Consider the following 23,288-nt stretch of genomic DNA (forward strand, 5'->3'; position numbering starts at 1 on the left):
TCCCTTATCGGGTCTTCGGGGCGAACGCGCGGGCGATGAGTCGCGCCAGCAGGTTCAGCACCATGACGATGATGATCAGGACGAGTGCCGCGGCCCACGCGCGGTCCAGGTACGGCTCCCGCGGCACGCCGGGCGTCGCGTAGGAGAAGTACGAGAAGACCGGCAGCGTGGCCATGCGGCCGTCGAACGGGTTGAGGTTGACGCCCGTGGTGACGCCGACGGCCACCAGCAGCGGCGCGGTCTCGCCGATGACGCGGGCGATCGCCAGCGTGACACCGGACGCGATGCCCGCGACCGACGTGGGGATGACGACCTTGAGGATCGTGCGCCACTTCGGCACGCCGAGGGCGAACGCCGCCTCGCGCAGCTCGTTGGGGACGATCTTGAGCATCTCCTCGGTGGCCCGCACGACGATCGGGATCATCAGCACCGACAGCGCGACGGAGCCGGCGAACCCGAGCCGGGCACCGGGCCCGAGCAGCAGCGTGAACAGGGCGACCGCGAACAGGCCGGCCACGATCGACGGGATGCCGGTCATGACGTCGACGAAGAACGTGATGGCCCGCGCGAGCCGGCTGTTCTTGCCGTACTCGACGAGGTAGACCGCGGTGAGCAGGCCGATCGGGATCGAGATGACGGCGGCCAGCGCGGTGATGATCAGCGTGCCGAGGACGGCGTGGTAGACCCCGCCGCCCTCACCGACGACCCCGCGCATCGAGGAGGTGAAGAACTCGGCGTCGAAGCGGGTGAGCCCGTTGCTGACCACGGTCCACAGGACCGAGACCAGCGGCAGCAGCGCCAGCAGGAACGCGGCGGTCACGATCACGGTGACGAGCCGGTCGGTGGCCTTGCGCCGGCCCTCCACCGCGCGGGAGGCGGCGTAGAGCCCGACGGCGAACAGGACGAGGGTGCCGAGGACCCACAGGGCGATGTTGAAGCCCGTCAGGGCCAGCAGGCCGCCGGCCACCGCCGCGGCGACCACCACGCCGCCGGGCACGGCGAAGCGGGGAAGCCGGCCCTGCCTCTCCAGCACCGCGGGCTCGACGATCACGGGGTCGCGCTCCGTGTCGCGCTTCTCGGTGTCGATGGACATCAGTTGGCCCCCGAGAAGTCGCGGCGTCGGTTGATGATGTAGCGGGCGAGCGAGTTGATCGCGAGCGTGATCAGGAACAGCACGAGGCCGCTCGCGATGAGCACGTTCACGTCCAGGCCGCTGGCCTCCGGGAACTGCAGCGCGATGTTCGCCGCGATCGTGCCCGGGTTGCCGTTGCTGATCAGGTTGAAGGTGACGCCGCCGGAGATCGACAGGATAAGGGCGACGGCCATCGTCTCGCCGAGCGCGCGGCCCAGGCCGAGCATCGCGCCGCTGATGATCCCGGAGCGGCCGAACGGCAGGACGGCCATCCGGATCATCTCCCAGCGCGTGGCGCCGAGGGCGAGCGCGGCCTCCTCGTGCAGCTTCGGCGTCTGCAGGAAGACCTCGCGGGCGACCGCGGTGATGATCGGCAGGATCATGATGGCGAGCACGGCGCCGACGACGAGCATCGCGCGCCCGGCGTTCGAGGCGGGCCCGGCGAACAGCGGGATCCAGCCGAGGTTGTTCTCCAGCCACAGCAGGAACGGCACCGAGGCGATGGAGAACGTGTACGCGCCCCACAGGCCGTAGACGATGCTGGGGACCGCGGCGAGCAGGTCGATCACGTAGCCGAGCGCGGCGGCGAGGCGGCGCGGGGCGTAGTGGGTGATGAACAGGGCCACGGCGACGGACAGCGGCGTGGCGATGAGCAGCGCGATGACGGCGGCGAGCAGCGTGCCGAACACCAGCGGCCAGACGTAGACGACGAACCCGCCGCCGCCCTGGACGTCCTCCGCAGGCGCGAGGACGGCCGGGAGCGACTGCGCCACGAGGAACGCGGCCACGCCGGCGAGCAGGACGAGGATCAGGATCCCCGAGCCCTTCGCCATCCCGGAGAACACCCGGTCACCCGGCTGCACCACCGGCTTCGGCGGGGGCGGGGCCGCGGCCTGCGGCGGCCGCGGACTGGCGTCTGTACTCACGTCATCCCTTCGAACGGGTTGGTCGTGGGGGCTGGGGCCGAGCGGCCCGGGCGGTCCTCATGATGACGACCGCCCGGGATCCCTGGCTAGGTGACGACCGGCTCAGCCGGCGGCGGAGATCGAGTCGATCACGGGCTGGAACTGCGCCCGCTGCTCGGCGGTGATCGGGGCGTTGCCGGCGTTGGCGTTCGCGGCCTGCTGGCCCTCGTCGCTGGCGATGTAGGTCAGGAACGCCTTCACCGTGTCGGCGACGGCCGCGTCGGCGTACTGGGTGCACGCGAGCGTGTAGGACACGAGGACGACCGGGTAGGTGCCCGACTCGGTGGTGTCGCGGGCGAGCTCGACCGAGAAGTTGGCCGCGCCCTTGCCCTCGACCCGCGGCGACGCGGCGACGACCGCGGCGGCCGCCTCGGCCGTCGGGGCGACGTACTCGGAGCCGACCTGCACGCTGACCTTGCCCAGGTCACCGGCCTGGCTCTCGTCGGCGTAGCCGATGGAGCCCGCACCGGAGCCGACCAGGCCCACGACGCCCGAGGTGCCCTGCGCGGACGCGCCGCCGCTCAGCGGCCAGACGCCGTCGGGCTCGGAGGTCCAGTCGGCGGGGGCGGTGGCGGCGAGGTACTCGGTGAAGTTCTCGGTGGTGCCCGAGTCGTCGGCGCGGTTGACCGGGGTGACCGCGAGGTCCGGCAGCGTGACGCCGGCGTTCTCCGCGGCGATCGCCGGGTCGTTCCAGTTGGTGATGGAGCCGTTGAACAGCTTCGCGATGGTGGCCGGGCTCAGCTGCAGCTCGGTGACGCCGGGCAGGTTGAAGATCACCGCGATCGGCGAGACGTAGAGCGGGAGCTCGATGACGTTGTCGGCGCCGCCGCACAGCGTCTGGGCGAGCGGGAGCTGCTCGTCGTTCAGCGCCGAGTCGCTGCCGGCGAACTGCACCGCGCCGTCGACGAACTGGGTGCGGCCCGCGCCGGAGCCCTGGGCGTCGTAGCTGACGGTGGCGTCGGGGGCGACCGAGCTGAAGCCGGCGACCCAGGCCTCCATGGCGGCCTGCTGGGACGTGGCGCCCGCACCGGCGATGGACGCGCTGGCGGAGGCCGCGGCCTCGCCGCCGGCGGCGGGGGCTCCGGACTCGTTGGCCGCACCGCAGCCGGCCAGCAGCAGTGCACCGCTGGTGGCGAGGCCCACCGCGGCAACTCGGGCACGGGCGCTGTGCCGCACGATCTTCACGTGAAGTTCCTCCGTCGTCGGACCGGGAAGGGTCGTTGCGGCTCGGGGTGGCCGCTCGCCGCGGACGCTAGGTAGCGACAGTGGACGCACTCCCCCGATCAGGTAAACGGGGCATGAACACATCACCGAAGGTGAGGCACAACACCCGATCGGTGCAGCCGTGATCGCGCTGTGACCTGCGGGTTCCGTATCGCCCGGGACATGACGACGGGGTGAACCGCGGGGGGCTCTCAGCTGTCGATCGCGACGTTCCGGGCGAAGAGGACGTCGCTGTGGCGGACGGTGAAACCGAGCTTGCGGTACACCCGCACGGCCGCGTCGTTGTCGGACTCCACGTAGAGCAGCACCTGGCGCAGACCGCGCGCGTGCAGGTGGCGCAGGCCCGCGATCGTCAGGACGGAGCCGAGCCCGGTGCCCTGCGCCGACGGGTCGACGCCCAGCACGTAGACCTCGCCGATGTGCTCGGGCTCGGTGTGCACCTTGGTCCAGTGGTAACCGCGCAGCCGGTCCCGGTCGTCGACGGCGAGCAGGAAGCCCTCGGCGTCGAACCACGGCTCGGCCTCGCGGGCCCGCACCTGCTCGACGCCCCAGCCGCCCTGCTCGGGGTGCCAGTCGAAGGCGGCGTTGTTGACGCGCAGGAACTCGTCCTCGTCGGAACCGACGACGAAGGACCGCAGCCGGATGCCCTCCGGCGGGGCGAGCGCGGCGGGGGCGTCGGGCAGGTCCAGGTGCATCTGCCAGAGCTCGCGGACCCGGGTGAACCCCAGCGCACCGGCGAGCGCGACCGCCCCGGGGTGCTCCCCGTGCGCCCACACCCGCAGCGGGGCGTCACCGGTGCGGTCCACCATCGCGCGCGCGAGGCGCGTGCCGAGCCCGGCCCGGCGGTGGTCGGGGTGCACGACCAGCTCGCCGCCGCCCTCGGGATCGAGGTGGGCGAACCCGACGAGATCGGACCCGTCGCGGGCGAACAGGTGCGCGGCGTCGGCGCTGCGCAGCTGCAGCAGCACCTCGTCGGAGAGCGGGGCGCTGCCGTCGGCGGCCGCGGCGGCCGAGGCGAGCGCGCGCACCACCGCGACACCGTCGTCGTCGAGCCCGGCCCGCCACTCCAGTTCGATCACACGGCGAGACTACGCGCGGAAGGAGAACCGTTCGTCGGAGTCGGCGTCCTCGTCGTCGGACTCGACGGCGGGCGCCCCCAGCGATCCCCGGCCCGGGCGCACGAACTTGTAGCCGACGTTGCGGACCGTGCCGATCATCTGCTCGTGCTCGGTGCCGAGCTTGGCGCGCAGCCGCCGGACGTGGACGTCGACGGTGCGGGTGCCGCCGAAGAAGTCGTAGCCCCACACCTCCTGGAGCAGCTGGGCGCGGGTGAACACCCGGCCCGCGTGCTGCGCCAGGTACTTGAGCAGCTCGAACTCCTTGTAGGTGAGCTCCAGGAGCCGCCCGCGCAGGCGCGCCGCGTAGGTGGCCTCGTCGATCACCAGCTCACCCAGCACCAGTGCGCCGCTGCCGGCCCCGCTGTCGGCGCCGGGCCGGGCCTTGAGCAGGCGCAGCCGCGCGTCGACCTCCGCGGGGCCCGCGCCGGGCAGCAGGATCTCGTCGACGACCCACTCCCCCGAGACGGCCACCAGCCCGCCCTCGGTGAGCACCGCGACGACCGGGACGTCGGTGCCGGTGCTGCCGAGCAGCCGGCACAGGCTGCGGGCGGCCACGAGGTCGGTGCGCGCGTCGACGAGCACCGCGTCGTGCGGGCCGGCGTCGAGCAGCGCGGCCACCTCCGGCGCGGCCGTGCGCACGCCGTGCGGGAGCAGGGTCAGTGCCGGCAGCACCGAGCCCGGATCGGGGTCGGCCGTCAGCAGAAGGAGCTCCATCTGGTTCCTCCTCATCGGGGCGGGGCACGCCCCCTCCTGGAGAAACGGCGGGCAACGCTGACGCACCGTGTTCACTCCCGCGTGATGTGTGAGTGACGTCCACGCGGATCGGGAAAGCGTAGCCCGCTACGCACCGGTACCCCTAGTCCCGCGGCGCAGGTCACGGCCCGGCCGCGGGCCGGAACGGGCCGCGCTCTACGGTTCCGGGGCAAGGAGCGGACGTCATCGGAGGTCGGATGAAGCGCCTGATCGTCGGGCTGATCGTGCTCGTCGGCGTGCTCGTGGGCGTCGACTTCGGGGCGGCGGCGCTCGCCGAGTCGGCCGTGTCCCGGCAGATGCGGGAGCAGATCGGCCTCCCCGACGACCCGGACGTGCGGATCAACGGCTTCCCGTTCGTCACCCAGGCCCTGGCCGGGCGGTACTCCAGCATCGACGTGTCGGCCGACCGGCTGCAGGTCGGCGAGCTGCAGGAGGTCGAGGTCGTCGCGGTGCTGCGCGACGTCGAGGCCCCGCTGTCGGAGGTGCTCGGGTCCGGGCCGAAGTCGCTGCGCGTCGGGGAGGCCGACGGCACCGTCCGCGTCGGGGCCGACGACGTCGAGCGGCTGCTCGGCTCCGTCGACCGCCTGCGCATCGAGTCGCTCGACGCCGACGCGCTCGAGCAGGCCGTCGAGGACGGGGCGGACGCCTCGCTCGCCGACGCCGACCCCGACACCGTCGCGCGGCTCGTCGGCACCACGGCGGTGCTGGGCGAGGACACCGAGGTCTCGGCGATCGTCGCGCTGGAGCTCGCCGACGGGCTGGTGCGGATCGTGCCCCGCGACATCCGGGTGGGCGGCCCCGACGCCCCGCCGCTGCCGGAGTCGACGCAGAGCGCCCTGCGCGACCGGTTCACCGTCGAGATCGACCCGGGCTCGCTGCCGCTGCAGGTGACGCCCACCGAGCTGCGGGCCGTCGACGGCGTGCTCGAGATCAGCGGCCGCACCACCGGCCTCGTGCTCGGCGCCGGAGCGCCGGCCGCGAGCTGACGGACTGAACCGGCCCCCGGAGGCGTTGCAGCCGTCATGGACCCGATCGGAGCAGCCGTACTCGTCGCCGCACTGGCGCTCGCCACGGCGGTCGGCCTGCTGCTGCGCCGCCGCGACGGCCGCATCCGCACCGGCCGGGCGCCCGAGCAGAGCGCGTCGGGCGGCTGGGCGCTCGCCGGCACCACCCCCGGCGCCGACGACCGCGTGCTGCTGCTGCAGCTGTCCTCGCCGGTCTGCACGCCGTGCCGGCGCACCGCGGAGCTGATCGGCGACCTGCGCACCCGGCGACCGGGCGTCGCCCACACCGAGGTCGACGTGGCCGACCGTCCGGACGTCGCGCGGACCCTCGGCGTCCTGCGCACCCCCACCGTCGTCGCGTTCGACCGGGCCGGGGCGGAGCTGCTGCGCATCTCGGGGCTGCCCCGCGCGGCCGACCTGGAGGCCGCGCTCGACCCCGTGCTCGGCCCACGATGAGGTACGACACCGTCCGCCTCTCGGGAGCCCGGTCCCGAAAGGCGGGATCCTGGGATACCCTCGGCGTTGTGTTCTGGCCGTTGACCCGTCGCCGCGCAGTGGACCTGTGCCGCGTGGGCAGCTGCCTGTGTCACGCCTCCTGAGCGACCCGCCTCCGTTCACCCCGCTCGTCTCAGGAGTACCCCCGTGTCCGCATCGGACCCCCAGCTCGATCCGCGCGGCGTCCGCTTCGCCGCGGCGCTCACCACCGTCGTGCTCGCGATCGTGCTGCTCAGCGGCAGCGGCTGGCTGCTGGCCGCGCAGACCGTGGTGTTCGCGCTCGCCGCGTTCGCCGGGCCGCGCTTCGCGCCGTACCCGCTGATCTTCCGCACGCTCGTCGCGCCCCGCCTGAACCCGCCCACCGAGCGCGAGGACGCCGCCCCCGTGCGGTTCTCCCAGCTCGTCGGGTTCGTCTTCGCCGCCGTCGGCACGGTCGGCTACCTCACCGGGCTCACCGCGCTCGGCGTCGTCGCCACCGCGTTCGCCCTCGTCGCCGCGTTCCTCAACGCCGCCTTCGGCTTCTGCCTCGGCTGCGAGATGTACGGCCTGATCCAACGATTCCGCCCGAACCGCAACCAGCAGGGAGCCACAGCATGAGCCGCGAGGACGTCCTCGTCACCGCCGATTGGGCCGAGAAGAACCTCGGCACCGACGGGATCGTGTTCCTCGAGATCGACGAGGACACCGCCGCCTACGACGGCGGCCACCTGGACGGGGCGGTGAAGATCAACTGGACCACGGAGCTGCAGGACACCGTGCGCCGCGACATCGTCGACGCCGACCAGTTCGGAGCGCTGCTCTCGGCCAAGGGCGTCTCCAACGACGACACGGTGGTGCTCTACGGCGGCAACAACAACTGGTTCGCCGCCTACGCCTACTGGCAGTTCAAGCTCTACGGGCACGCCGACGTCAAGCTGCTCGACGGCGGGCGCAAGAAGTGGGAGCTCGACGGCCGCCCGCTCACCACCGACGAGGTCGCCCGCCCCGCCACCACCTACACCGCGAAGCCGGCCGACACCTCGATCCGCGCGTTCCGCGACGAGGTCGTCGAGGCGATCGGCACCAAGAACCTCGTCGACGTCCGCTCGCCCGACGAGTTCTCCGGCAAGATCCTCGCGCCGGCCCACCTGCCGCAGGAGCAGAGCCAGCGCCCCGGCCACATCCCCGGCGCCATCAACATCCCGTGGAGCAAGGCGGCCAACGAGGACGGCACGTTCAAGTCCGACGAGGACCTGGCCAAGCTCTACGGCGACGAGGGCTTCGACGGCTCCCGCTCCACCATCGCCTACTGCCGCATCGGCGAGCGCAGCTCCCACACCTGGGTCGTGCTGCACGAGCTGCTCGGCCACGGCGACGTCAAGAACTACGACGGCAGCTGGACCGAGTACGGCTCGCTCATCGGCGTGCCGATCGAGCTCGGCTCGGGCAAGGCCTCCTGATGTGCGGCGCCCCTGACCAGGCGGTCTCGCTGCCCGCGGGCACCGACCTCACCAAGGAGACCGTGCTCGTCGGGCGGGTCGTGGCCGGCGGCGAGCCCGTCGGCGGCGCGTTCGTCCGGCTGCTCGACGGCACCGGCGAGTTCACCGCCGAGGTCGTGGCGAGCGCGAGCGGCGACTTCCGCTTCTTCGCCGCCCCCGGCACCTGGACGCTGCGCGCGCTGAGCCGCAGCGGCAACGGCGAGGCGGTCCTGACGGCCGACGCCCCGGGACTGCACCAGACGCAGGTGGCGGTGGGCTGACCGGCCCGTCGCCGTTGCAGGAAGGCCACCTCGCCGCCGTCTCGTTGCGGCGAGGTGGCTTTCCTGCCATCCGGGGCCGGACGGGGCAGGACTAGGGTCCTCCCCGTGCACTGGTTCTTCACCGGCTTGTTGATCGCGGCCAGCGGGGGCACGGTGGCCTACACCGGCTACCTGCTCCGCCGGCTGTTCACCACCGAACCCCTCACCGCCGAGCACGCGGAGCCCACGTCGTGAGCGGGCCCGAGGAGGAGTTCCCGGGCACCATCACCGGCCCGGCCAACGCCGCTCCCGACTCGCCCCGGCGCAACCGCCCGCGCTTCGAGGACCTGCCGGTCCCCGACGACACCGCCAACCTGCGCGAGGGGCCCGACCTGCACCAGCAGTGCCTGGGCCTGCTGCCGCTCGTCGGGGTGTGGCGCGGGGCGGGCGAGGTCGTCTACCCGACGATCGACGGCCCGTACGCCTTCGGCCAGCAGCTCGTGTTCGCCCACGACGGACGCCCGTTCCTGTCCTACGAGGCGCGCGCCTGGCTGCTCGACGACGACGGGCAGGTCATCCGCCCCGCCGCGCGCGAGACCGGCTTCTGGCGGCCGCAGGAGGGCGGGGACCTGGAGGTCCTCATCACCCACGCCACCGGCATCTCCGAGCTATTCTACGGCCGCGCGCTCGACCTGCGCTCGTGGGAGATCCGGACCGACGCCGTCGTCCGCACCCCGACCGCCCAGGACGTGCAGGCCTCCCACCGGCTCTACGGGCTCGTCGAGGGCGGCGACCTCGCCTACGTCGACGAGCGCGCCATGATGGGCCAGCCCCTGCAGCCGCACATCTCGGCCCGGCTCAGCCGCATCGCCGGCTGAGCCCGGCCCGCGCGCGGGTCGTGCGCGGCGTCAGCCGACCCCGACGCGGGCGGACAGCAGCCCGCGCAGCTCGTCGTCGGACAGGCCGGAGAGGCGGGCCAGCTGGTCGGGGGCCAGGCCCGCGTCGGCCAGGCGGGTGAGCACCGAGCGCAGCGTCTCGCGCTCGTGCCGGACGGCGTCGGTCAGCCGGTCGAGCTGGCGGCGGCAGGCGTCCAGCTCGACGGTGGCCCCGACGGCCCGCACCGGGTCGTCCAGCAGGACGGCGAGCAGGCGGTCGCGGGCGTCGCCCCGCTCGGACGGCACCGGCTGCTCGGGAGCCGACCAGGCGGCGTCGGGCACGGGGGCCTGCTCCGCGGGCTCGTCGGACGGCGGCGGCTCGGCGGGCGGTGCGTCGGCGGCCGCGACCCTGGCCCGCGCCTCGCGGACCGCGAGGGCCTGGGCGACGGCGGCGGCGACGGTGCGCCCGGACCCCACCCGGTCGGCGGGGTCGAGCTCGGCGCGGTCGGCCTGCTCCCCGGCCGCGGCGGGCTCGGTGTCGGGGCGGTGGGCGCCGGGGGGGTCGGACTCGACGGGGTCGGCGTCGGGGCTCTCGGCGGGGAGGTCGGCCTGCGGCGCGGACCCGGTCTCGCGGACCGCGTCGGCCACCGTCGGACGGCCCAGCGCCCGGGTGCGCCTGCGCCGCCGGACCACGAGCACGACGACGAGCAGGGCGAGAGCGAGGAACAGGGCCCCCGCACCGACCGGGACCAGCACCTCAGGCGTCAGGGCCAGCTGCATGGTTGCGCACCGTACGCCGTTCGGCGTAACAGCGCGCAACCGGGCTCACGCGGAGCGTGACGGCGACGTCGAGCGGGTGCTGCCGTTCGACCCGTCACCCTGCTCCGGACGCCCAGCGGCGGGCGGCGGCGAGAGCAGGGTCGGCTCGTCCGGCCGGACCGTCGCGACGGCGGTGGTCGGGTCGGCCGGGGTGGGTCCCGGACGTCGCACGACCGAGGTGCGCTCGCCGGCGTCGGTCGTGTCGTGCGGCACGGCGGTGGTCTGCGGCTCCGCCGACCGGGCCGGACGGAACAGGTCGGCGGGCTCGGGCTCCGGCTCGCTGCGCGGGCGCATCGACGAGTTCTCGCCGACCGCCGGGTACGCGCCGGTGGGGAGCCGGTGGGCGGCCTTGCCCGACTCGCGGACGGGCAGCTTCTCCTTCGCCGTGACCGCATCGGCGGGCGCGCCGCTCCCGGTGCCCGGCGTGGAGGCGCCCGCCTGCGCCGCGCGGACCGGCTGGGCCGCCGCGGGCGAGCCGCCGGACTGCGGGGTGCCGGACTGTGCTGAACCGGACGTCGACGGGCCGGACTGCGCTGAACCGGACGGCGCCGCGGCGTGCGAGCCGGCCGACGGCGTAGAGCCGGCGCGCGCACCCGCGGAGGACGATCCCTCGGCCTGCGCCGAGCTGACGTGCGCCCCGCCGGACCCGGAGGTGCCGGTGCGCGCACCGGGACCCTGCACCGAGCCCTGGGACGGCGAACCCGCCTGCGCCGAACCCGCCTGGGCCGAACCCGCCTGCGGGAAAACCGACTGCGCCGAACCCGACTGCCCCGGGCCGACCTGCGACGACGCGACCTGCGGACCGGCCGTGCGCGGGCCACCGGACGGCGCGCCGCCCGACGTCGGCGTGCTCGGGCTCGACGTGTGCGGGGCCGACCCGCCGGGCTGGGAGCCGCCCGACGACGAGCCACCCGAGGACGCGGAGCCCGAGTGCGCACCGCCGGACGACGGGGCCGGGGACGCCGACGACGCGGACGCGGTGCGACCGGAGGCGGGCGACGGGCGGCCCGGGTCGCCCGACGCGGCGGCCGCGGCGCGGCGGTCGGCCGCGGCCGTGGCACCGGAGGGCAGGGCGGTGGTGGAGGAGGCGCCCGACGGCGAGCCGTCCGGGGCGTCGGCGGCCGCGGCCGCGGGGGCCTTCTCCGGCGAGGGGGCCGGACGAGGGGGCTGCGGAGCGCCCGCGGGAGCCCGGTGGCCGCCGTCGGCGGGCGCGGGGGCCGGGCGCCCGACCTGCGGGACGGGGCCGGTGCCGGGACGCCGCTCGGGCCGCGGGCCGTCACCGGGGCGCGGGACCTCGGCGGACCAGTGGCCGTCAGGAGCGCGCTGGTCGGACGGGCGCGGGCCGTCGAGGTCGTGGCGGCCCACCGGGTACCGGCTGGACTCACGAGCCGGCATCTGCGCGGTGGGCGCCGCCAGCAGGCCCTCCAACTGCGACCGCATCCGCGTGAGCTCGGCCAGCACGGCGTCGCGCTGGCGGATCAGGTCGGCCACCTGCGCCCGGACGCCGTCGGTCTCGGCGCGGGCCGCGAGGTGGGCGTTGCGGCGGATCTCCGCGGCCTCCTCCTCGGCGGACGCGAGGATGCTCTCCATGCGGTCGGTGAACGTGCCGATGGTGTCGGGGTTCTCCGCCGGGCCACCGGGCCGGGGACGCGGGGTCGGGCGCGGCCGGGCGGGCTGGCCCGGCGTGACGGCGGGCATCGGCTGACTGCGCGCGACCTCCAGGTCGGCCCGCATCCGGGCGAGCACCCGCTGCAGCCGGTCGACGTGCTCGTCGACCTGGCGCCGGTCGTATCCGCGCAGCACGACGTCGAAGCGTGGAGCGCCGGGCACCCCCGCGTCAGTCGTCATCGCTAGCCCTCCCGTGCGTGCCGTCACCGTGCATTCCGCCGAGGGTAGGGGGGTCGTTTCGCCCGATCCCGGCCGTTCACCCTTTCGCAGCATACCGAGGCGGAACGGGACAGGCAGCCGCGGTGCGAGCGGCGGCGGCCTACCATCGACGCGGTGGACACCTCGACCCGGCTCGACACCGCAGGTGAGCGGCACGACGCCGCCGGCGGACCGGAGAACCTGAAGAGCACGCTGCACCGTCGCGGGCTCCGGATGACCCCGCAGCGGCAGCTGGTCCTCGACGCGGTCCGTGAACTCGGGCACGCCACCCCGGAACAGATCTGCACGCAGGTGCAGAAGGTCGCACCGGCGGTCAACATCACCACCATCTACCGCACGCTGGACCTGCTGGAGAAGCTCGGCGTGGTCCGGCACACGCACCTCGGGCACGGTGCACCGAACTACTCCGAGCAGGAGCACCAGCACGTCCACCTCGTGTGCCACGAGTGCGGGGCGGTCGTCGAAACTCCCTCCGATCTGATGAACGGGCTGGCGTCCCAGCTGCAGGCGCTGTCCGGGTTCGAGCTCGACGTCACCCACGTCGCGCTGTCCGGCCGCTGCAGCGACTGCGCGGGAACGGCGGAGGACGCATGACCGGCACCGAGCTGACGCCCGACGCCCCCGACCGCGACTCGGCCGTACCGGCCCACCGCGGCGACCCGCTGGCCGAGCAGCGGCGGATGGCCCGGTCGGCGACGGTGGTGGACCGGAGCCACCGCGGCGTGATCACGGTGACCGGCGAGGACCGCCTGAGCTGGCTGCACCTGCTGCTCACCCAGCATGTCAGCGAGCTCCCCGCCGACACCGGCACCGAGACGCTGATCCTGGACCTCAACGGCCGCGTGCTGCACCACATGGTCGTGGCCCACGCCGGCGAGACGGTCTACCTCGACACCGAGCCCGGCGACGTCCCCGAACTGCTCGACTACCTCACCAAGATGGTCTTCTGGTCGAAGGTGGAGCCGCGCGACGCCACGGCGGAGCTCGCGGTGCTCAGCGTCGTCGGGCCCGACACCGCGGCCGTGCTCGGCGCGGCGGGCGTCCCGGTCCCCGACCGGCCGCACGGCGCGCTCGCCCTGCCCGGCGGCGGCGTCGTGCGCCGGATGCCGTGGCCCGGCGTCGACGCGGCCGACCTGCTGGTGCCCCGCGCGGAGCAGGACACCTGGTGGGCCCGGCTCACCGCCGCAGGCGCCCACGAGGCCGGGACGATGGCGTTCGAGGCGCTGCGGGTGGAGTCCGGCCGTCCGCGGCTGGGCCTCGACACCGACGAGCGCACGATCCCGCACGAGGTCGGCTGGATCGGCGAGGCCGTGCACCTGACCAAGGGCTGCTACCGCGGCCAGGAGACGGTCGCGCGCGTCGCCAACCTCGGCCGGCCGCCCCGGCGGCTCGTGCTCCTGCACCTCGACGCGGGCGACGAGCACCTGCCGGAGCCCGGCGCCCCCGTCACGCTCGGCGGGCGGCCCGTCGGACGGGTGGGCACGGTCGTGCAGCACCACGAGCTGGGCCCGGTGGCGCTGGCGCTGGTCAAGCGCTCGGTGGCGGTCGATGCGGAACTCGTCGCGGGCGAGGACGAGCGAGCCGCCCCGGCGCGCATCGACCCGGACTCGGTGCCCCCCGAGGACGGCACGCCGCCCCCCGGCCGCGCGGCCCAGGGCGGCCTCCGCCGCTGACCGTCCCACAGTGCGGGAGCGTGCTCCCGGATCGCGAGAACCGGGCGTAGCGTCCGGCGGGTGGACGCACCCCGTTACCGCTGGGTGGTGCTCGCCGTCGGCACCGCCGCCCAGGCCGCCACCGCGGCCTACTTCCTCGGGCTCGCCGCCGTCACCCCGGCCCTGCGGGCGCACTTCGACCTCGACCTCGCCGGCGTCGGGCTGCTGATCGGGGCGATCTCGGTCGGGCTCGTCCCGACGCTGATCCCGTGGGGCGCGGCGGCGGACCGGTTCGGCGAGCGCGGCGTGATGACGATCGGGCTCGTGGGGTCGGCCGCCGCGCTCGGGGCCACGTCGCTCGTGGCGCACCCCCTCGCCGCGGGCGCCCTGCTCATGCTGACGGGCGCGTCGGGGGCCTCCGTCAACGCCGCGAGCGGGCGGGCGGTCATGACCTGGTTCCCGGCGCGCAGCCGCGGCCTGGCCATGGCGGTGCGGCAGACGTCGGTGCCGGTCGGGGCCGCGCTCGCCGCGGTCGCCCTCCCGGCCGTCGCGGGTGCGGGCGGGGTGCCCGCGGTGTTCCTCGTGCTCGCGGCCATCTGCCTGATCGCGGCGGCGGCGGTGGCCGCGTTCGTCCGGGAGCCCCCGGACGCCCCGGCCCGCCGCGCCCGGCCCGCGGGACGGATGAGCGACGTCCTCGCCGACCGCAGGCTGCAGCGGCTGAGCCTGGCCGGGCTGCTGCTGGTCGTCCCCCAGTTCCTCGGGTCGGTCTTCCTCGTCGAGGTCCTGCACACGGGCAGCGGGATGCCCCTGGCCGCGGCGGGGGGCCTCCTCGCGCTCACGCAGGTGCTCGGTGCCGCCGGACGCCTCGGCAACGGGTTCTGGTCGGACCGCGCCGGCAGCAGGCTGCGGCCGCTGCGGATCGTCGCGGTGGCCGTCGCGCTCGGGTTCGGGGCGGCCGCGCTGCTGCAGCCGGGGCCGGTCGTCCTGCTCGCCGCGGTGCTCGTCCCGGCCGCCGCGCTCGCGATCAGCTGGAACGGGCTCGTGTTCACCGCGGCGGGCGAGCTGGCGCCGCCGGGCCGGGCGGCGACGGCGATGGCGGTCTCGAACACCGCCAACTACGTCGGCGCGGCCGCCACCCCCGTCGTCGGCGGGCTCGTCGCGCAGGCGGCCGGCTGGCCCGCGATGCTCGCACTGGGCACCGTCGCCGCCGCACTAGCACTCCTGACGCTGCGCGGCCTCCGGGAGCCGGGTGACGCAGGCGACGTGACACCGGCGGTGCCACGTCGCACGTCCGGGCGTGGGCACGGTACGGTGGTGCCAGGACACTGATGACATGAATGGGGCCGCCGAGACATCCGGCCGCCCCTTCCCTGTTGTAAGGGGGACCAGCCATGGGGCGCGGACGAGCCAAGGCCAAGCAGACGAAGGTGGCCCGAGAGCTCAAGTACAGCTCCCCCACGATGGATCTCGACGCGCTGCAGCGCGAGATCGGTAGTGGGACGGTGCTCCACGACACGGAGGCGGAGGACGAGTACGACCCCTACGCCCCCGAGTCCGACAGGGACGACGACCACCGGCGTTGACCGGCTCGCCTTCCTGAGCACCCGAGCGCAGCGGTCGGACACGGGTCGCCCCGTGTCCGACGGCACGGTCGACGGGTCGCACCGACGCAGGTGCACCGGTTCTCTTCGACGTGCCCGCTGACGACGGCGCGGTGACCACGCCGGCACGGTGACCACGGCTCGACGTGGGCACCCCGGTGCAGCGGCGGCCGTGCGGGCCGGACCGGTGGCGGGCGCGCTCGACCGCCGGCCCACCCGGAACGGGCGAGCCGGGTCGCGCGGGCGTCAGAACCGCGGGTGGTCGCCCCGGAGCGCGACGCGGGGCGCCGACGCGTCCTCGGTGCGCGAGACGCCGCCGAGGACCCACGCGGGCACGTGCCGGGCCGTCAGCACCGCGAGGGCCCGGTCGACGTCGTCGGCGGGGAGCACCGCCACCATCCCGACGCCCATGTTGAACGTCTTCTCCATCTCGGCGCGCTCCACGCGGCCCCGGGAGGCGATGAGGTTGAAGATCGGCTGCGGGGTCCAGGTGTTGCGCTCGACGACGGCGCTGAGCCCGTCGGGCAGCACGCGCTCGAGGTTGCGGCCCAGCCCACCACCGGTGATGTGCGCGAAGGTGTGCACGCCGGTCTCGGCGGCGAGGGCGAGGCAGTCGCGGGCGTAGATGCGGGTGGGGACGAGCAGCTCCTCGCCGAGGGTGTGGCCGAACTCCTCGACGTGGCCCTCCAGCGACATCCGCGCGATGGTCAGCAGCACGTGCCGGGCCAGCGAGTAGCCGTTGGAGTGCAGGCCGGACGCCCCGAGCGCGACGAGGACGTCACCGGGCCGGACCCGGTCGGGCCGCAGCATCCGCTCGGCCTCGACGATCCCGACCCCGGTGCCGGAGATGTCGTACCCGCCGACCTCCATCAGCCCCGGGTGCTCCGCGGTCTCGCCGCCCAGCAGGGCGCAGCCCGCCTGCTGGCAGCCCTCCGCGATCCCCTTGACGACGGACGCGACCTGCTCCGGGACGAGCTTGCCGACGGCGATGTAGTCCTGCATGAACAACGGCTCCGCGCCGCAGACCACGAGGTCGTCGACGACCATCGCGACCAGGTCGAGCCCGATGGTGTCGTGCTTGTCCATCGCCTGCGCGATCGCGACCTTGGTGCCGACGCCGTCGGTGGACGCCGCGAGCACCGGCTCGGTGTACTTGCCGATCTTGAGCGCGAACAGGCCCGCGAAGCCGCCGATCCCGCCGAGCACCTCGGGCCGGTTCGCCTTCTCCGCGTACGGCCGCAGGGCGTCGACGGCCCGTTCCCCGGCCTCGATGTCCACCCCTGCGGCGGCGTAACTGGCTCCGGGCAGGTCGGTCGGCATGCTCGTTCTCGCTCTCGGCACCCGTGGGCGCGGTGTGGGTCGGGGAGGCGCGCAGGATCAGGGGCGCTCGAGCGCGCCCGAAGCACCGTAGCCGACGGGCAGCGCCGGTGTCCGCTCCGCCGGAGCGCCGCGCAGCGGCCCGGCGTCGCCCGACGCGGCCCCCGAGACGTCGGGTCCCGGTACGTCGGACACCGCTACGGGCTCCAGCAGGTGCTTGCCCAGCCGCGCCTCCTCGGGCAGCGGGATCGGGTACTCGCCGTCGAAGCAGGCGGAGCAGAGCCGGGTCCGGGGCTGCTCGCTGGCGGCGATCAGACCCTCGAGGGAGACGTAGCCCAGCGTGTCGGCCCCGATCGAGCGGCGGACGCCCTCGGTGTCGATGCCGCTGGCGACCAGCTCGGCACGGGTGGCGAAGTCGATGCCGTAGAAGCACGGCCAGCGCACCGGCGGCGACGCGATGCGCACGTGCACCTCGAGCGCCCCGGCCTCGCGCAGCATCCGCACCAGCGCGCGCTGGGTGTTGCCCCGCACGATCGAGTCGTCGACCACGACGAGCCGCTTGCCGCGGATGACCTCACGCAGCGGGTTGAGCTTGAGCCGGATGCCGAGCTGGCGGATGGTCTGGCTGGGCTGGATGAACGTGCGCCCGACGTAGGCGTTCTTGACCAGGCCCTGGCCGTAGGGGATGCCGGACGCCTGCGCGTAGCCGATGGCCGCGGGGGTGCCGGACTCCGGCGTCGGGATCACCAGGTCGGCCTCGACGGGGTGCTCCTCGGCCAGGCGCCGTCCGATGTCGACGCGGGTGGCGTGCACCGAGCGCCCGGAGATCGTGGTGTCCGGGCGGGCCAGGTAGACGTACTCGAAGACGCAGCCCTTGGGCTCGGGCGCGGCGAAGCGGGAGCTGCGGATGCCGTCGGCGTCGATCGCGATCAGCTCGCCGGGCTCCACCTCGCGGACCATCGAGGCGCCGACGATGTCGAGCGCCGCGGTCTCGCTGGCCACGACCCAGCCGCGGTCGAGGCGGCCGAGGACCAGCGGGTGGACGCCGTGCCGGTCGCGCGCCGCGTAGAGGGTGTTCTCGTCGCCGAAGACCAGGCAGAACGCCCCGCGCAGGCGGGGGAACAGCCGCATCGCGGCCTCCTCCACCCCCAGGTCGGCGGCCGAGTCGGCCATCAGTTCGGCGATCAGGTCGGAGTCGGTGCTGGCCTGCATCCGGGAGCGGTTCGACGCCGGGGCCTCGACGAGCCCGGCCACCTCGTCGCGCAGCTCGGCGGTGTTGACCAGGTTGCCGTTGTGGCCCAGCGCGATGCCGCTGCCGGTGGCCGTGGTGCGGAACGTCGGCTGCGCGTTCTCCCAGGTGGTGGACCCGGTGGTGGAGTAGCGGCAGTGCCCGATGGCGATGTGGCCCTTGAGCGAGCTGAGGATCTGCTCGTCGAACACCTGGCTGACCAGGCCCAGGTCCTTGAACACGACCATCCGGCGCCCGTCGGACACGGCGATGCCGGCGGCCTCCTGGCCGCGGTGCTGCAGGGCGTACAGGCCGTAGTAGGCGAGCTTGGCGACGTCCTCGCCCGGCGCCCAGGCGCCGAAGACACCGCACTCCTCGCGGGGCTCGTCGTCGGTCGGATCGGACTCCGTGCGGGTGGTGGCACCCAACGCGCGCTCCCCAGGATCGACGACCGTTCAGGACGCGATGCTACGCCGCAGGAGGTCCGGAACCCACTCGGCGGGACCGGCGTCACCGAACCACCGTCCCTGGCCCACGTCGCACCCGAGCGCGGCGAGCCGCTCCGCCTGCAGGTCGGTCTCGACCCACTCCGCGGTGACCTCCAGCCCGAGCGCGTGCGCCATCCCGACCAGCGAGCCGACGATGGCCGAGTCGACGGTGTCGGGGTCGGGGTGGCGCAGGCCGTCGATGAACGACCCGTCGATCTTCAGCGCGTGCACCGGGAGGCGCCGCAGCCAGACCAGGCTGGAGTAGCCGGTGCCGAAGTCGTCGAGCGCGAGGCGGACGCCTGCGGCGCGCAGGGCGAGCAGCGCCTCCAGCGCCGCGGCCTCGTCGCCGAGCACGGCCTGTTCGGTGATCTCCAGCTGCAGCAGCCGGGCGGGCAGCCCGGTGGCCCGCAGGACCGAGATGACGATGCGGACGAAGTCGGGCTCCGCGAGCTGCACCGGCGAGACGTTCACGCTGACGAACGGCGCGTCCGCACCGAGCTCGCGGTGCCAGGACGCCGCCTGCTCGCACGCGGTGTGCAGGATCCAGTGCCCCAGCGGCACGATCGCGCCGCTGTGCTCGGCCAGCTCGATGAACCGGCCCGGGCCGAGCAGGCCCTGCACGGGGTGCTGCCAGCGGACCAGCGCCTCCACCCCGCGCATCCGCGGATCCTCGCCGAGCCCCACCAGCGGCTGGTAGACCAGCCGGAACTCACCGCGCTCGATGGCCCGGGGCAGCCCCGTGAGCAGCGCGTAGCGGGCGGACTCCCCCGCGTCCCGCTCGGGGTCGAACACCACCCTGCGCGCGCCGCCGCGCGACTTGGCCCAGTTCAGAGCGACGTCGGCGGCCCGCATCAGCTCCTCCGGGCACGCGACCGCCGTCGGGGCCACGGCCACGCCGATGCTCGCCGAGACCGTCAGCGTGTGCCCGCTCACCAGGAACGGGGTGGCGAAGGCCTCCAGGATGCGGTCGGCGATCCGGCAGACCTCGGCGAGCCCCTCGGGGTCGGCCACCAGCACCGCGAACTCGTCGCCGCCGGTGCGGGTGACCAGGTGCTCGCCCGCGGCCATCTGCAGCCGGGCGGCCACGGCCAGCAGGACCTGGTCCCCGACCTGATGCCCGAGCCCGTCGTTGACACGGGTGAGCCCGTCGAGGTCGAGGGAGCAGACGCCGACGTGCTCGGGGCCGCCCGACTCGAACGCGCGGTGCACCCACTGCTCGGTGAGCGAGCGGTTGGGCAGCTGCGTGAGCTGGTCGTGGTAGGCGGCGCGCTGCAGGCGCAGCCGCAGCCGGGTGCGCTCGGACTGGTCCTCGACGACGGCGATCAGGTGCGCGGGCGACCCGTTCTGATGGCGGACCAGCGAGGCCACCACGTCGGTGAACAGCACGAGCCCGTCGGGCCGGACGAAGCGCAGCTCCATGCGCATCACGTCCGGTTCGCCGCGGTGCAGCCGCTTGAACCGGTCGACGACGTCGGCCACGTCGTCGGGGTGCACGAAGTCGGTGACCGGCCGCGGCTGGTCGAGCGGCCCGGCGATCCCGAACATCGTGCGCAGCGCCGGGTTCAGGTCGACGACGAACCCGTCGAGGCCGACGATGCCGATCCCGACGGCGCCCTGCGTGTAGACGGTGCGGTAGTGGCTCGCGCTCAGCGACAGCTCCCGCACGACGCCGGCCTGGGCCCGCACGGTGCTGGTGAGCAGCTCGGCCTGCTCGGCGACCGCCCGGTCGCGCAGCGCCCCGGTGAACCCGGTGGTCAGCTCGTCGAGGGCCGCGGCCAGGCGGTCCCCCGCGTCCGGGCCGCCGGAGCCCAGCACCGCCGGGCCGGACTCGCGCAGCAGCCGCAGCGTGGCGGGCAGCACCTCCTCCGCGGCCTGGGCGACGTCGGCGGGTGGCCCGCACAGCCCGCTCGTGAGCAGGTCGGCGCCGATGTCGCGGGCGGCCATCGACCAGAACGGCTCGGCGGCCAGCGTGGTGGCGAGCCGGCGGAGCAGGGTGGCCAGGCGGGCGGCGAGGGTCGGGTCCGCGACGGGCGCGATCTCGGCCCAGCGCGCGGCGAGGCGGTGCAGCGCCGGCCCGTTCGCGGCGGTCCCCGATCCCGGCCCTGACGTCGTAGTGCGGGCGCGCGGGACACCGGTGCCGCTGCGTGCTGCGACCATCCGGCGCCTCCTGTCACCCGTCTGCTCGGGGCGGTCCCCCGGACGGCGTGATTCTCCGTATCGCTTAGTACTTACGCCAGTACGTGCGGTTTTGGTTCGTCAGATCGCCTGATGGTGAAGAATCCGCCGTTCAGACCAGTGGGAGCAGCGCCGCCACGTCACCCGATCGGCCGCCCGATGCACGCAGGTCACCCGTGGCAACCGCATCCTCCCAGCTCAGGCGGCCCGTCACCAGCGCGAGCCAAGTGCGGGCGTCGGACTCGACCACGTTCGGCGGAGTACCCCGGGTGTGTCGCGGTCCGGGGACGCACTGCGCGGCTCCGAACGGCGGGATCCGGACCTCCACGCTCCGACCGGGTGATGCGGCCACCAGAGCCGCGAGGCTCTCCTTGACCGCCGCACGCAGGACGGGACGCTCCGGCTCGGGCCCCCCGTCGAGCCAGGCCAGGACCGCGTCCGGGCCGGGATCGCCGGTCACGCCGGTTCCCGGCCCGTGACCTGACCGATCGGCCAGGTCGCCGGCCCGGCGCTCACCCGGAGACCGGGTGGTCGAACAGGGCCGGCAGGGTGCCCTCCCAGGCCGTGCGCAGCGCGGTCAGCGGGAGCGGCTCGAGCGCGTCGACGGCCAGCGCCGACCCACCGGTCACCCCGAGGAGCCGGGCCGGGACCTGCGCGGCGGACGCGGCCGTGAACAGCTCCTCGGCCCGCTCCGGGGCCACCGTGACCAGCACGCGGCCCGCCGACTCCGAGAACAGCCCGACGAAGGCGTCGGGCGTCGGGAGGGTGACCCGCGCGCCGCGGCCCCCCACCAGGCAGGCCTCGACCAGCGCCTGCGCGAGGCCCCCGTCGGAGAGGTCGTGGGAGCCGGTGACCAGCCCGCGCGCCGCCGACGCCGCCAGCAGCCCGGCGAGGCGGTGCTCCGCGGACAGGTCGACGACGGGCGGGCGGCCACCGAGGTGCCCGTGCACGTGGTGCGCCCACTCGCTGCCGCCGAGCTCGTCGCGGGTGTCGCCGAGCAGCACGATCGTGTCGCCGTCGCGGACGAACCCGGACGGCACCCGGCGTGCCACGTCGTCGATGACGCCGAGCACGCCGATCACCGGCGTCGGCAGGATCGCGCGGTCGCCGGTCTGGTTGTAGAAGCTGACGTTGCCGCCGGTCACCGGGATGCCCAGGAGCGCGCAGCCGTCGGCGATGCCGCGGACGGCCTGCTCGAACTGCCACATGACGTGCGGGTCCTCGGGCGAGCCGAAGTTCAGGCAGTCGCTGACGGCGAGCGGCACCGCCCCCGAGGTGGCGACGTTGCGGTAGGCCTCGGCGAGCGCGAGCTGCGCGCCGACGTACGGGTCCAGCGCGACGAACCGGGCGTTGCAGTCGGTGGCGACGGCGATGCCGCGGCCGGTGACCTCGTCGACGCGGACCATGCCCGCGTCGGCCGGCTGGGCGCTCGTGGTGTTGCCGCGGACGTAGCGGTCGTACTGGTCGGTGACCCACGCCCGGCTGCACAGGTTCGGGCTGGCAGCCATCCGCAGGATCTCCGCGCGCAGCTCGACGGGGCCGGACGGGCGGCGCAGCCGGTCCGGGACGTCGGCGACCAGCGCGTCCTGGCCGGGGCCGCGCTGCACCGGGCGGTGGTAGACCGGGCCGTCGTGGGCGACGGTCCGCGGCGGGACGTCGACGACCGTCTCCCCCCGCCAGGTGATCACCAGCCGCCCGCCGTCGACGACCTCGCCGATGACGTTCGCGAGCACGTCCCACTTCGCGCAGACCGCGAGGAACGCGTCGACGTCCTGGGGGCGCACGACGGCGCACATGCGCTCCTGCGACTCGCTGGACAGGATCTCCGCGGCCGTCATACCGGAGGCCCGCAACGGGACGGCGTCGAGGTCGATGCGCATGCCGCCGTCGCCCGCGCTGGCCAGCTCGGACGTGGCGCACGACAGGCCCGCACCGCCCAGGTCCTGGATCCCGACGACGAGCCCCGCGTGGTACAGCTCCAGGCAGCACTCGATGAGCACCTTCTCGGTGAACGGGTCGCCCACCTGCACCGCGGGGAGCTTCTTGCGGCCCGTGTCGCTGCTGAAGGTCTCGCTCGCCAGCACGGAGACGCCGCCGATGCCGTCGAGGCCGGTGCGGGCGCCGAACAGGACGATCAGGTTGCCGGTGCCCGAGGCGAACGCCAGGTGCAGGTCCTCGGTGCGCATCGCACCGACGCACAGCGCGTTGACCAGCGGGTTGCCCGCGTAGCCCGCGTCGAAGACGACCTCGCCGCCGATGTTGGGCAGGCCGAGGGAGTTGCCGTAGGTGCCGACGCCGGCGACGACCCCGGGCAGCACCCGCTTGGTGTCGGGGGCGTCGGCCGGGCCGAAGCGCAGGGGGTCGGCGACGGCGATCGGGCGCGCGCCCATCGCCATGATGTCGCGGACGATCCCGCCCACGCCGGTGGCCGCGCCCTGGAACGGCTCCACGTAGGACGGGTGGTTGTGCGACTCGACCTTGAACGTGACGGCCCACCCGTCACCGATGTCGACGACGCCCGCGTTCTCGCCGATCCCGGCCAGCATCTTCTGCTTCATCGCCGGGGTCGTCCTCTCCCCGAAGTACGCCAGGTGCACCTTCGAGGACTTGTACGAGCAGTGCTCGCTCCACATCACCGAGTACATCGCCAGCTCGGCGTCGGTGGGGCGGCGGCCGAGGATCGAGCGGATGCGGGCGTACTCGCCGTCCTTGAGGCCCAGCTCGCGGTGGGGCTGCGGCTGGTCAGGGGAGGCGGCGGCGCGGGCGACGGTGTCGACGGCGGGAACCACGTCGTCGGAGGGCAGGGCGGGGGAGGCGGCCACGGCTGCTGAGCCTACG

General features: G+C 74.6%; 23 protein-coding genes. 11 read left to right on the forward strand and 12 right to left on the reverse strand.

Annotated elements, in window-relative coordinates; all coding sequences use genetic code 11:
* Window positions 1-4 precede the first annotated feature (4 nt).
* The 5 genes from pstA to H6H00_RS06055 form a co-directional block, all read right to left on the reverse strand.
* On the reverse strand, window positions 5-1,093 hold the full coding sequence (gene pstA, locus H6H00_RS06035) for a phosphate ABC transporter permease PstA (RefSeq protein ID WP_185720351.1): 1,089 nt from the start codon (window positions 1,091-1,093) through the stop codon (window positions 5-7).
* Window positions 1,093-2,058 carry a phosphate ABC transporter permease subunit PstC gene (gene pstC / locus H6H00_RS06040; protein ID WP_255425597.1) on the reverse strand — a complete coding sequence of 322 codons (966 nt, stop codon included), beginning with the start codon at window positions 2,056-2,058 and terminating at the stop codon, window positions 1,093-1,095. Before pstC ends, pstA begins: the two co-directional genes overlap by 1 nt.
* A 102-nt stretch (window positions 2,059-2,160) precedes the next feature.
* Complete coding sequence (pstS, locus tag H6H00_RS06045) at window positions 2,161-3,282, reverse strand: phosphate ABC transporter substrate-binding protein PstS (protein ID WP_255425598.1); 1,122 nt, start codon at window positions 3,280-3,282, stop codon at window positions 2,161-2,163.
* A gap of 230 nt (window positions 3,283-3,512) precedes the next feature.
* Entirely contained in the window at window positions 3,513-4,400 is an 888-nt protein-coding gene (gene mshD / locus H6H00_RS06050; RefSeq protein ID WP_255425599.1) for a mycothiol synthase, read from the reverse strand.
* A gap of 9 nt (window positions 4,401-4,409) precedes the next feature.
* Complete coding sequence (locus H6H00_RS06055) at window positions 4,410-5,153, reverse strand: winged helix-turn-helix transcriptional regulator (protein WP_185720353.1); 744 nt, start codon at window positions 5,151-5,153, stop codon at window positions 4,410-4,412.
* A gap of 236 nt (window positions 5,154-5,389) precedes the next feature.
* On the opposite strand from H6H00_RS06055, the gene H6H00_RS06060 reads away from it, so the two are divergent.
* The 7 genes from H6H00_RS06060 (at window position 5,390) to H6H00_RS06085 (ending at window position 9,286) form a co-directional block, all read left to right on the forward strand.
* Entirely contained in the window at window positions 5,390-6,178 is a 789-nt protein-coding gene (locus tag H6H00_RS06060; protein WP_185720354.1) for an LmeA family phospholipid-binding protein, read from the forward strand.
* Window positions 6,179-6,214: 36 nt separating this feature from the next.
* Window positions 6,215-6,652: a thioredoxin family protein gene (locus H6H00_RS06065; protein ID WP_185720355.1), complete on the forward strand. Its 438-nt coding sequence runs from the start codon at window positions 6,215-6,217 to the stop codon at window positions 6,650-6,652.
* 186 nt (window positions 6,653-6,838) lie between these two features.
* Complete coding sequence (locus H6H00_RS06070; protein ID WP_185720356.1) at window positions 6,839-7,288, forward strand: DUF4395 domain-containing protein; 450 nt, start codon at window positions 6,839-6,841, stop codon at window positions 7,286-7,288.
* Window positions 7,285-8,130: a sulfurtransferase gene (locus tag H6H00_RS06075; RefSeq protein WP_185720357.1), complete on the forward strand. Its 846-nt coding sequence runs from the start codon at window positions 7,285-7,287 to the stop codon at window positions 8,128-8,130. The genes H6H00_RS06070 and H6H00_RS06075 overlap by 4 nt, the downstream gene beginning before the upstream one ends.
* Window positions 8,130-8,429: a DUF1416 domain-containing protein gene (locus H6H00_RS06080; protein ID WP_185720358.1), complete on the forward strand. Its 300-nt coding sequence runs from the start codon at window positions 8,130-8,132 to the stop codon at window positions 8,427-8,429. The genes H6H00_RS06075 and H6H00_RS06080 overlap by 1 nt, the downstream gene beginning before the upstream one ends.
* A gap of 105 nt (window positions 8,430-8,534) precedes the next feature.
* A complete protein-coding gene (locus H6H00_RS32170; RefSeq protein WP_255425600.1) occupies window positions 8,535-8,663 on the forward strand; it encodes a hypothetical protein in 129 nt (42 codons plus the stop codon).
* A 29-nt stretch (window positions 8,664-8,692) separates the two neighbouring features.
* Window positions 8,693-9,286, forward strand: a complete 594-nt coding sequence (locus H6H00_RS06085; protein WP_255425809.1) for a heme-binding beta-barrel domain-containing protein — start codon at window positions 8,693-8,695, stop codon at window positions 9,284-9,286.
* 30 nt (window positions 9,287-9,316) lie between these two features.
* Here the strand turns inward: H6H00_RS06085 and H6H00_RS06090 are convergent, their stop codons facing one another.
* Both H6H00_RS06090 and H6H00_RS06095 read right to left on the reverse strand, forming a co-directional pair.
* Window positions 9,317-10,063 carry a hypothetical protein gene (locus H6H00_RS06090; protein ID WP_185720360.1) on the reverse strand — a complete coding sequence of 249 codons (747 nt, stop codon included), beginning with the start codon at window positions 10,061-10,063 and terminating at the stop codon, window positions 9,317-9,319.
* 45 nt (window positions 10,064-10,108) lie between these two features.
* On the reverse strand, window positions 10,109-11,950 hold the full coding sequence (locus H6H00_RS06095; protein WP_185720361.1) for a hypothetical protein: 1,842 nt from the start codon (window positions 11,948-11,950) through the stop codon (window positions 10,109-10,111).
* 252 nt (window positions 11,951-12,202) lie between these two features.
* Here H6H00_RS06095 and H6H00_RS06100 point away from each other — a divergent pair, with 252 nt between their 5' ends.
* The 4 genes from H6H00_RS06100 (at window position 12,203) to H6H00_RS06115 (ending at window position 15,224) form a co-directional block, all read left to right on the forward strand.
* Complete coding sequence (locus tag H6H00_RS06100) at window positions 12,203-12,583, forward strand: Fur family transcriptional regulator (protein WP_185722201.1); 381 nt, start codon at window positions 12,203-12,205, stop codon at window positions 12,581-12,583.
* Window positions 12,580-13,662, forward strand: a complete 1,083-nt coding sequence (gene ygfZ, locus H6H00_RS06105; protein WP_185720362.1) for a CAF17-like 4Fe-4S cluster assembly/insertion protein YgfZ — start codon at window positions 12,580-12,582, stop codon at window positions 13,660-13,662. Before H6H00_RS06100 ends, ygfZ begins: the two co-directional genes overlap by 4 nt.
* Before the next feature lie 60 nt (window positions 13,663-13,722).
* Complete coding sequence (locus H6H00_RS06110; protein ID WP_255425601.1) at window positions 13,723-14,970, forward strand: MFS transporter; 1,248 nt, start codon at window positions 13,723-13,725, stop codon at window positions 14,968-14,970.
* A gap of 62 nt (window positions 14,971-15,032) precedes the next feature.
* Window positions 15,033-15,224, forward strand: coding sequence for a DUF3073 domain-containing protein (locus H6H00_RS06115; RefSeq protein ID WP_185720363.1), 192 nt, complete (start codon window positions 15,033-15,035; stop codon window positions 15,222-15,224).
* 264 nt (window positions 15,225-15,488) lie between these two features.
* Here H6H00_RS06115 and purM read toward each other — a convergent pair whose 3' ends face one another.
* The 5 genes from purM to purL form a co-directional block, all read right to left on the reverse strand.
* Window positions 15,489-16,562, reverse strand: coding sequence for a phosphoribosylformylglycinamidine cyclo-ligase (purM, locus tag H6H00_RS06120; protein ID WP_185720364.1), 1,074 nt, complete (start codon window positions 16,560-16,562; stop codon window positions 15,489-15,491).
* Window positions 16,563-16,619: 57 nt separating this feature from the next.
* The gene (gene purF / locus H6H00_RS06125) at window positions 16,620-18,215 is read right to left on the reverse strand and encodes an amidophosphoribosyltransferase (RefSeq protein ID WP_185720365.1); all 1,596 of its coding nucleotides are present in this window, start codon (window positions 18,213-18,215) and stop codon (window positions 16,620-16,622) included.
* A 27-nt stretch (window positions 18,216-18,242) separates the two neighbouring features.
* On the reverse strand, window positions 18,243-20,432 hold the full coding sequence (locus H6H00_RS06130; RefSeq protein ID WP_185720366.1) for a putative bifunctional diguanylate cyclase/phosphodiesterase: 2,190 nt from the start codon (window positions 20,430-20,432) through the stop codon (window positions 18,243-18,245).
* A gap of 130 nt (window positions 20,433-20,562) precedes the next feature.
* Window positions 20,563-20,910, reverse strand: a complete 348-nt coding sequence (locus H6H00_RS06135; RefSeq protein WP_185720367.1) for a sterol carrier family protein — start codon at window positions 20,908-20,910, stop codon at window positions 20,563-20,565.
* Window positions 20,911-20,962: 52 nt separating this feature from the next.
* Window positions 20,963-23,272 (reverse strand): phosphoribosylformylglycinamidine synthase subunit PurL, encoded by a 2,310-nt coding sequence (purL, locus tag H6H00_RS06140; RefSeq protein ID WP_255425602.1) that lies wholly within the window; start codon window positions 23,270-23,272, stop codon window positions 20,963-20,965.
* Window positions 23,273-23,288 lie beyond the last annotated feature (16 nt).

The sequence above is a fragment of the Pseudonocardia petroleophila genome (genome assembly GCF_014235185.1).
Lineage (GTDB): Bacteria > Actinomycetota > Actinomycetes > Mycobacteriales > Pseudonocardiaceae > Pseudonocardia > Pseudonocardia petroleophila.

Excerpts from the sequence above, each read along its gene's own strand:
- pstA (WP_185720351.1), bottom strand. The coding sequence starts at position 1,093 with ATGTCCATCGACACCGAGAAGCGCGACACGGAGCGCGACCCCGTGATC.
- H6H00_RS06055 (WP_185720353.1), bottom strand. The coding sequence starts at position 5,153 with ATGGAGCTCCTTCTGCTGACGGCCGACCCCGATCCGGGCTCGGTGCTG.
- H6H00_RS06060 (WP_185720354.1), top strand. The coding sequence starts at position 5,390 with ATGAAGCGCCTGATCGTCGGGCTGATCGTGCTCGTCGGCGTGCTCGTG.
- H6H00_RS06065 (WP_185720355.1), top strand. The coding sequence starts at position 6,215 with ATGGACCCGATCGGAGCAGCCGTACTCGTCGCCGCACTGGCGCTCGCC.
- H6H00_RS06075 (WP_185720357.1), top strand. The coding sequence starts at position 7,285 with ATGAGCCGCGAGGACGTCCTCGTCACCGCCGATTGGGCCGAGAAGAAC.
- H6H00_RS06080 (WP_185720358.1), top strand. The coding sequence starts at position 8,130 with ATGTGCGGCGCCCCTGACCAGGCGGTCTCGCTGCCCGCGGGCACCGAC.
- H6H00_RS06090 (WP_185720360.1), bottom strand. The coding sequence starts at position 10,063 with ATGCAGCTGGCCCTGACGCCTGAGGTGCTGGTCCCGGTCGGTGCGGGG.
- H6H00_RS06095 (WP_185720361.1), bottom strand. The coding sequence starts at position 11,950 with ATGACGACTGACGCGGGGGTGCCCGGCGCTCCACGCTTCGACGTCGTG.
- H6H00_RS06100 (WP_185722201.1), top strand. The coding sequence starts at position 12,203 with ATGACCCCGCAGCGGCAGCTGGTCCTCGACGCGGTCCGTGAACTCGGG.
- ygfZ (WP_185720362.1), top strand. The coding sequence starts at position 12,580 with ATGACCGGCACCGAGCTGACGCCCGACGCCCCCGACCGCGACTCGGCC.
- H6H00_RS06115 (WP_185720363.1), top strand. The coding sequence starts at position 15,033 with ATGGGGCGCGGACGAGCCAAGGCCAAGCAGACGAAGGTGGCCCGAGAG.
- purM (WP_185720364.1), bottom strand. The coding sequence starts at position 16,562 with ATGCCGACCGACCTGCCCGGAGCCAGTTACGCCGCCGCAGGGGTGGAC.
- H6H00_RS06130 (WP_185720366.1), bottom strand. The coding sequence starts at position 20,432 with ATGGTCGCAGCACGCAGCGGCACCGGTGTCCCGCGCGCCCGCACTACG.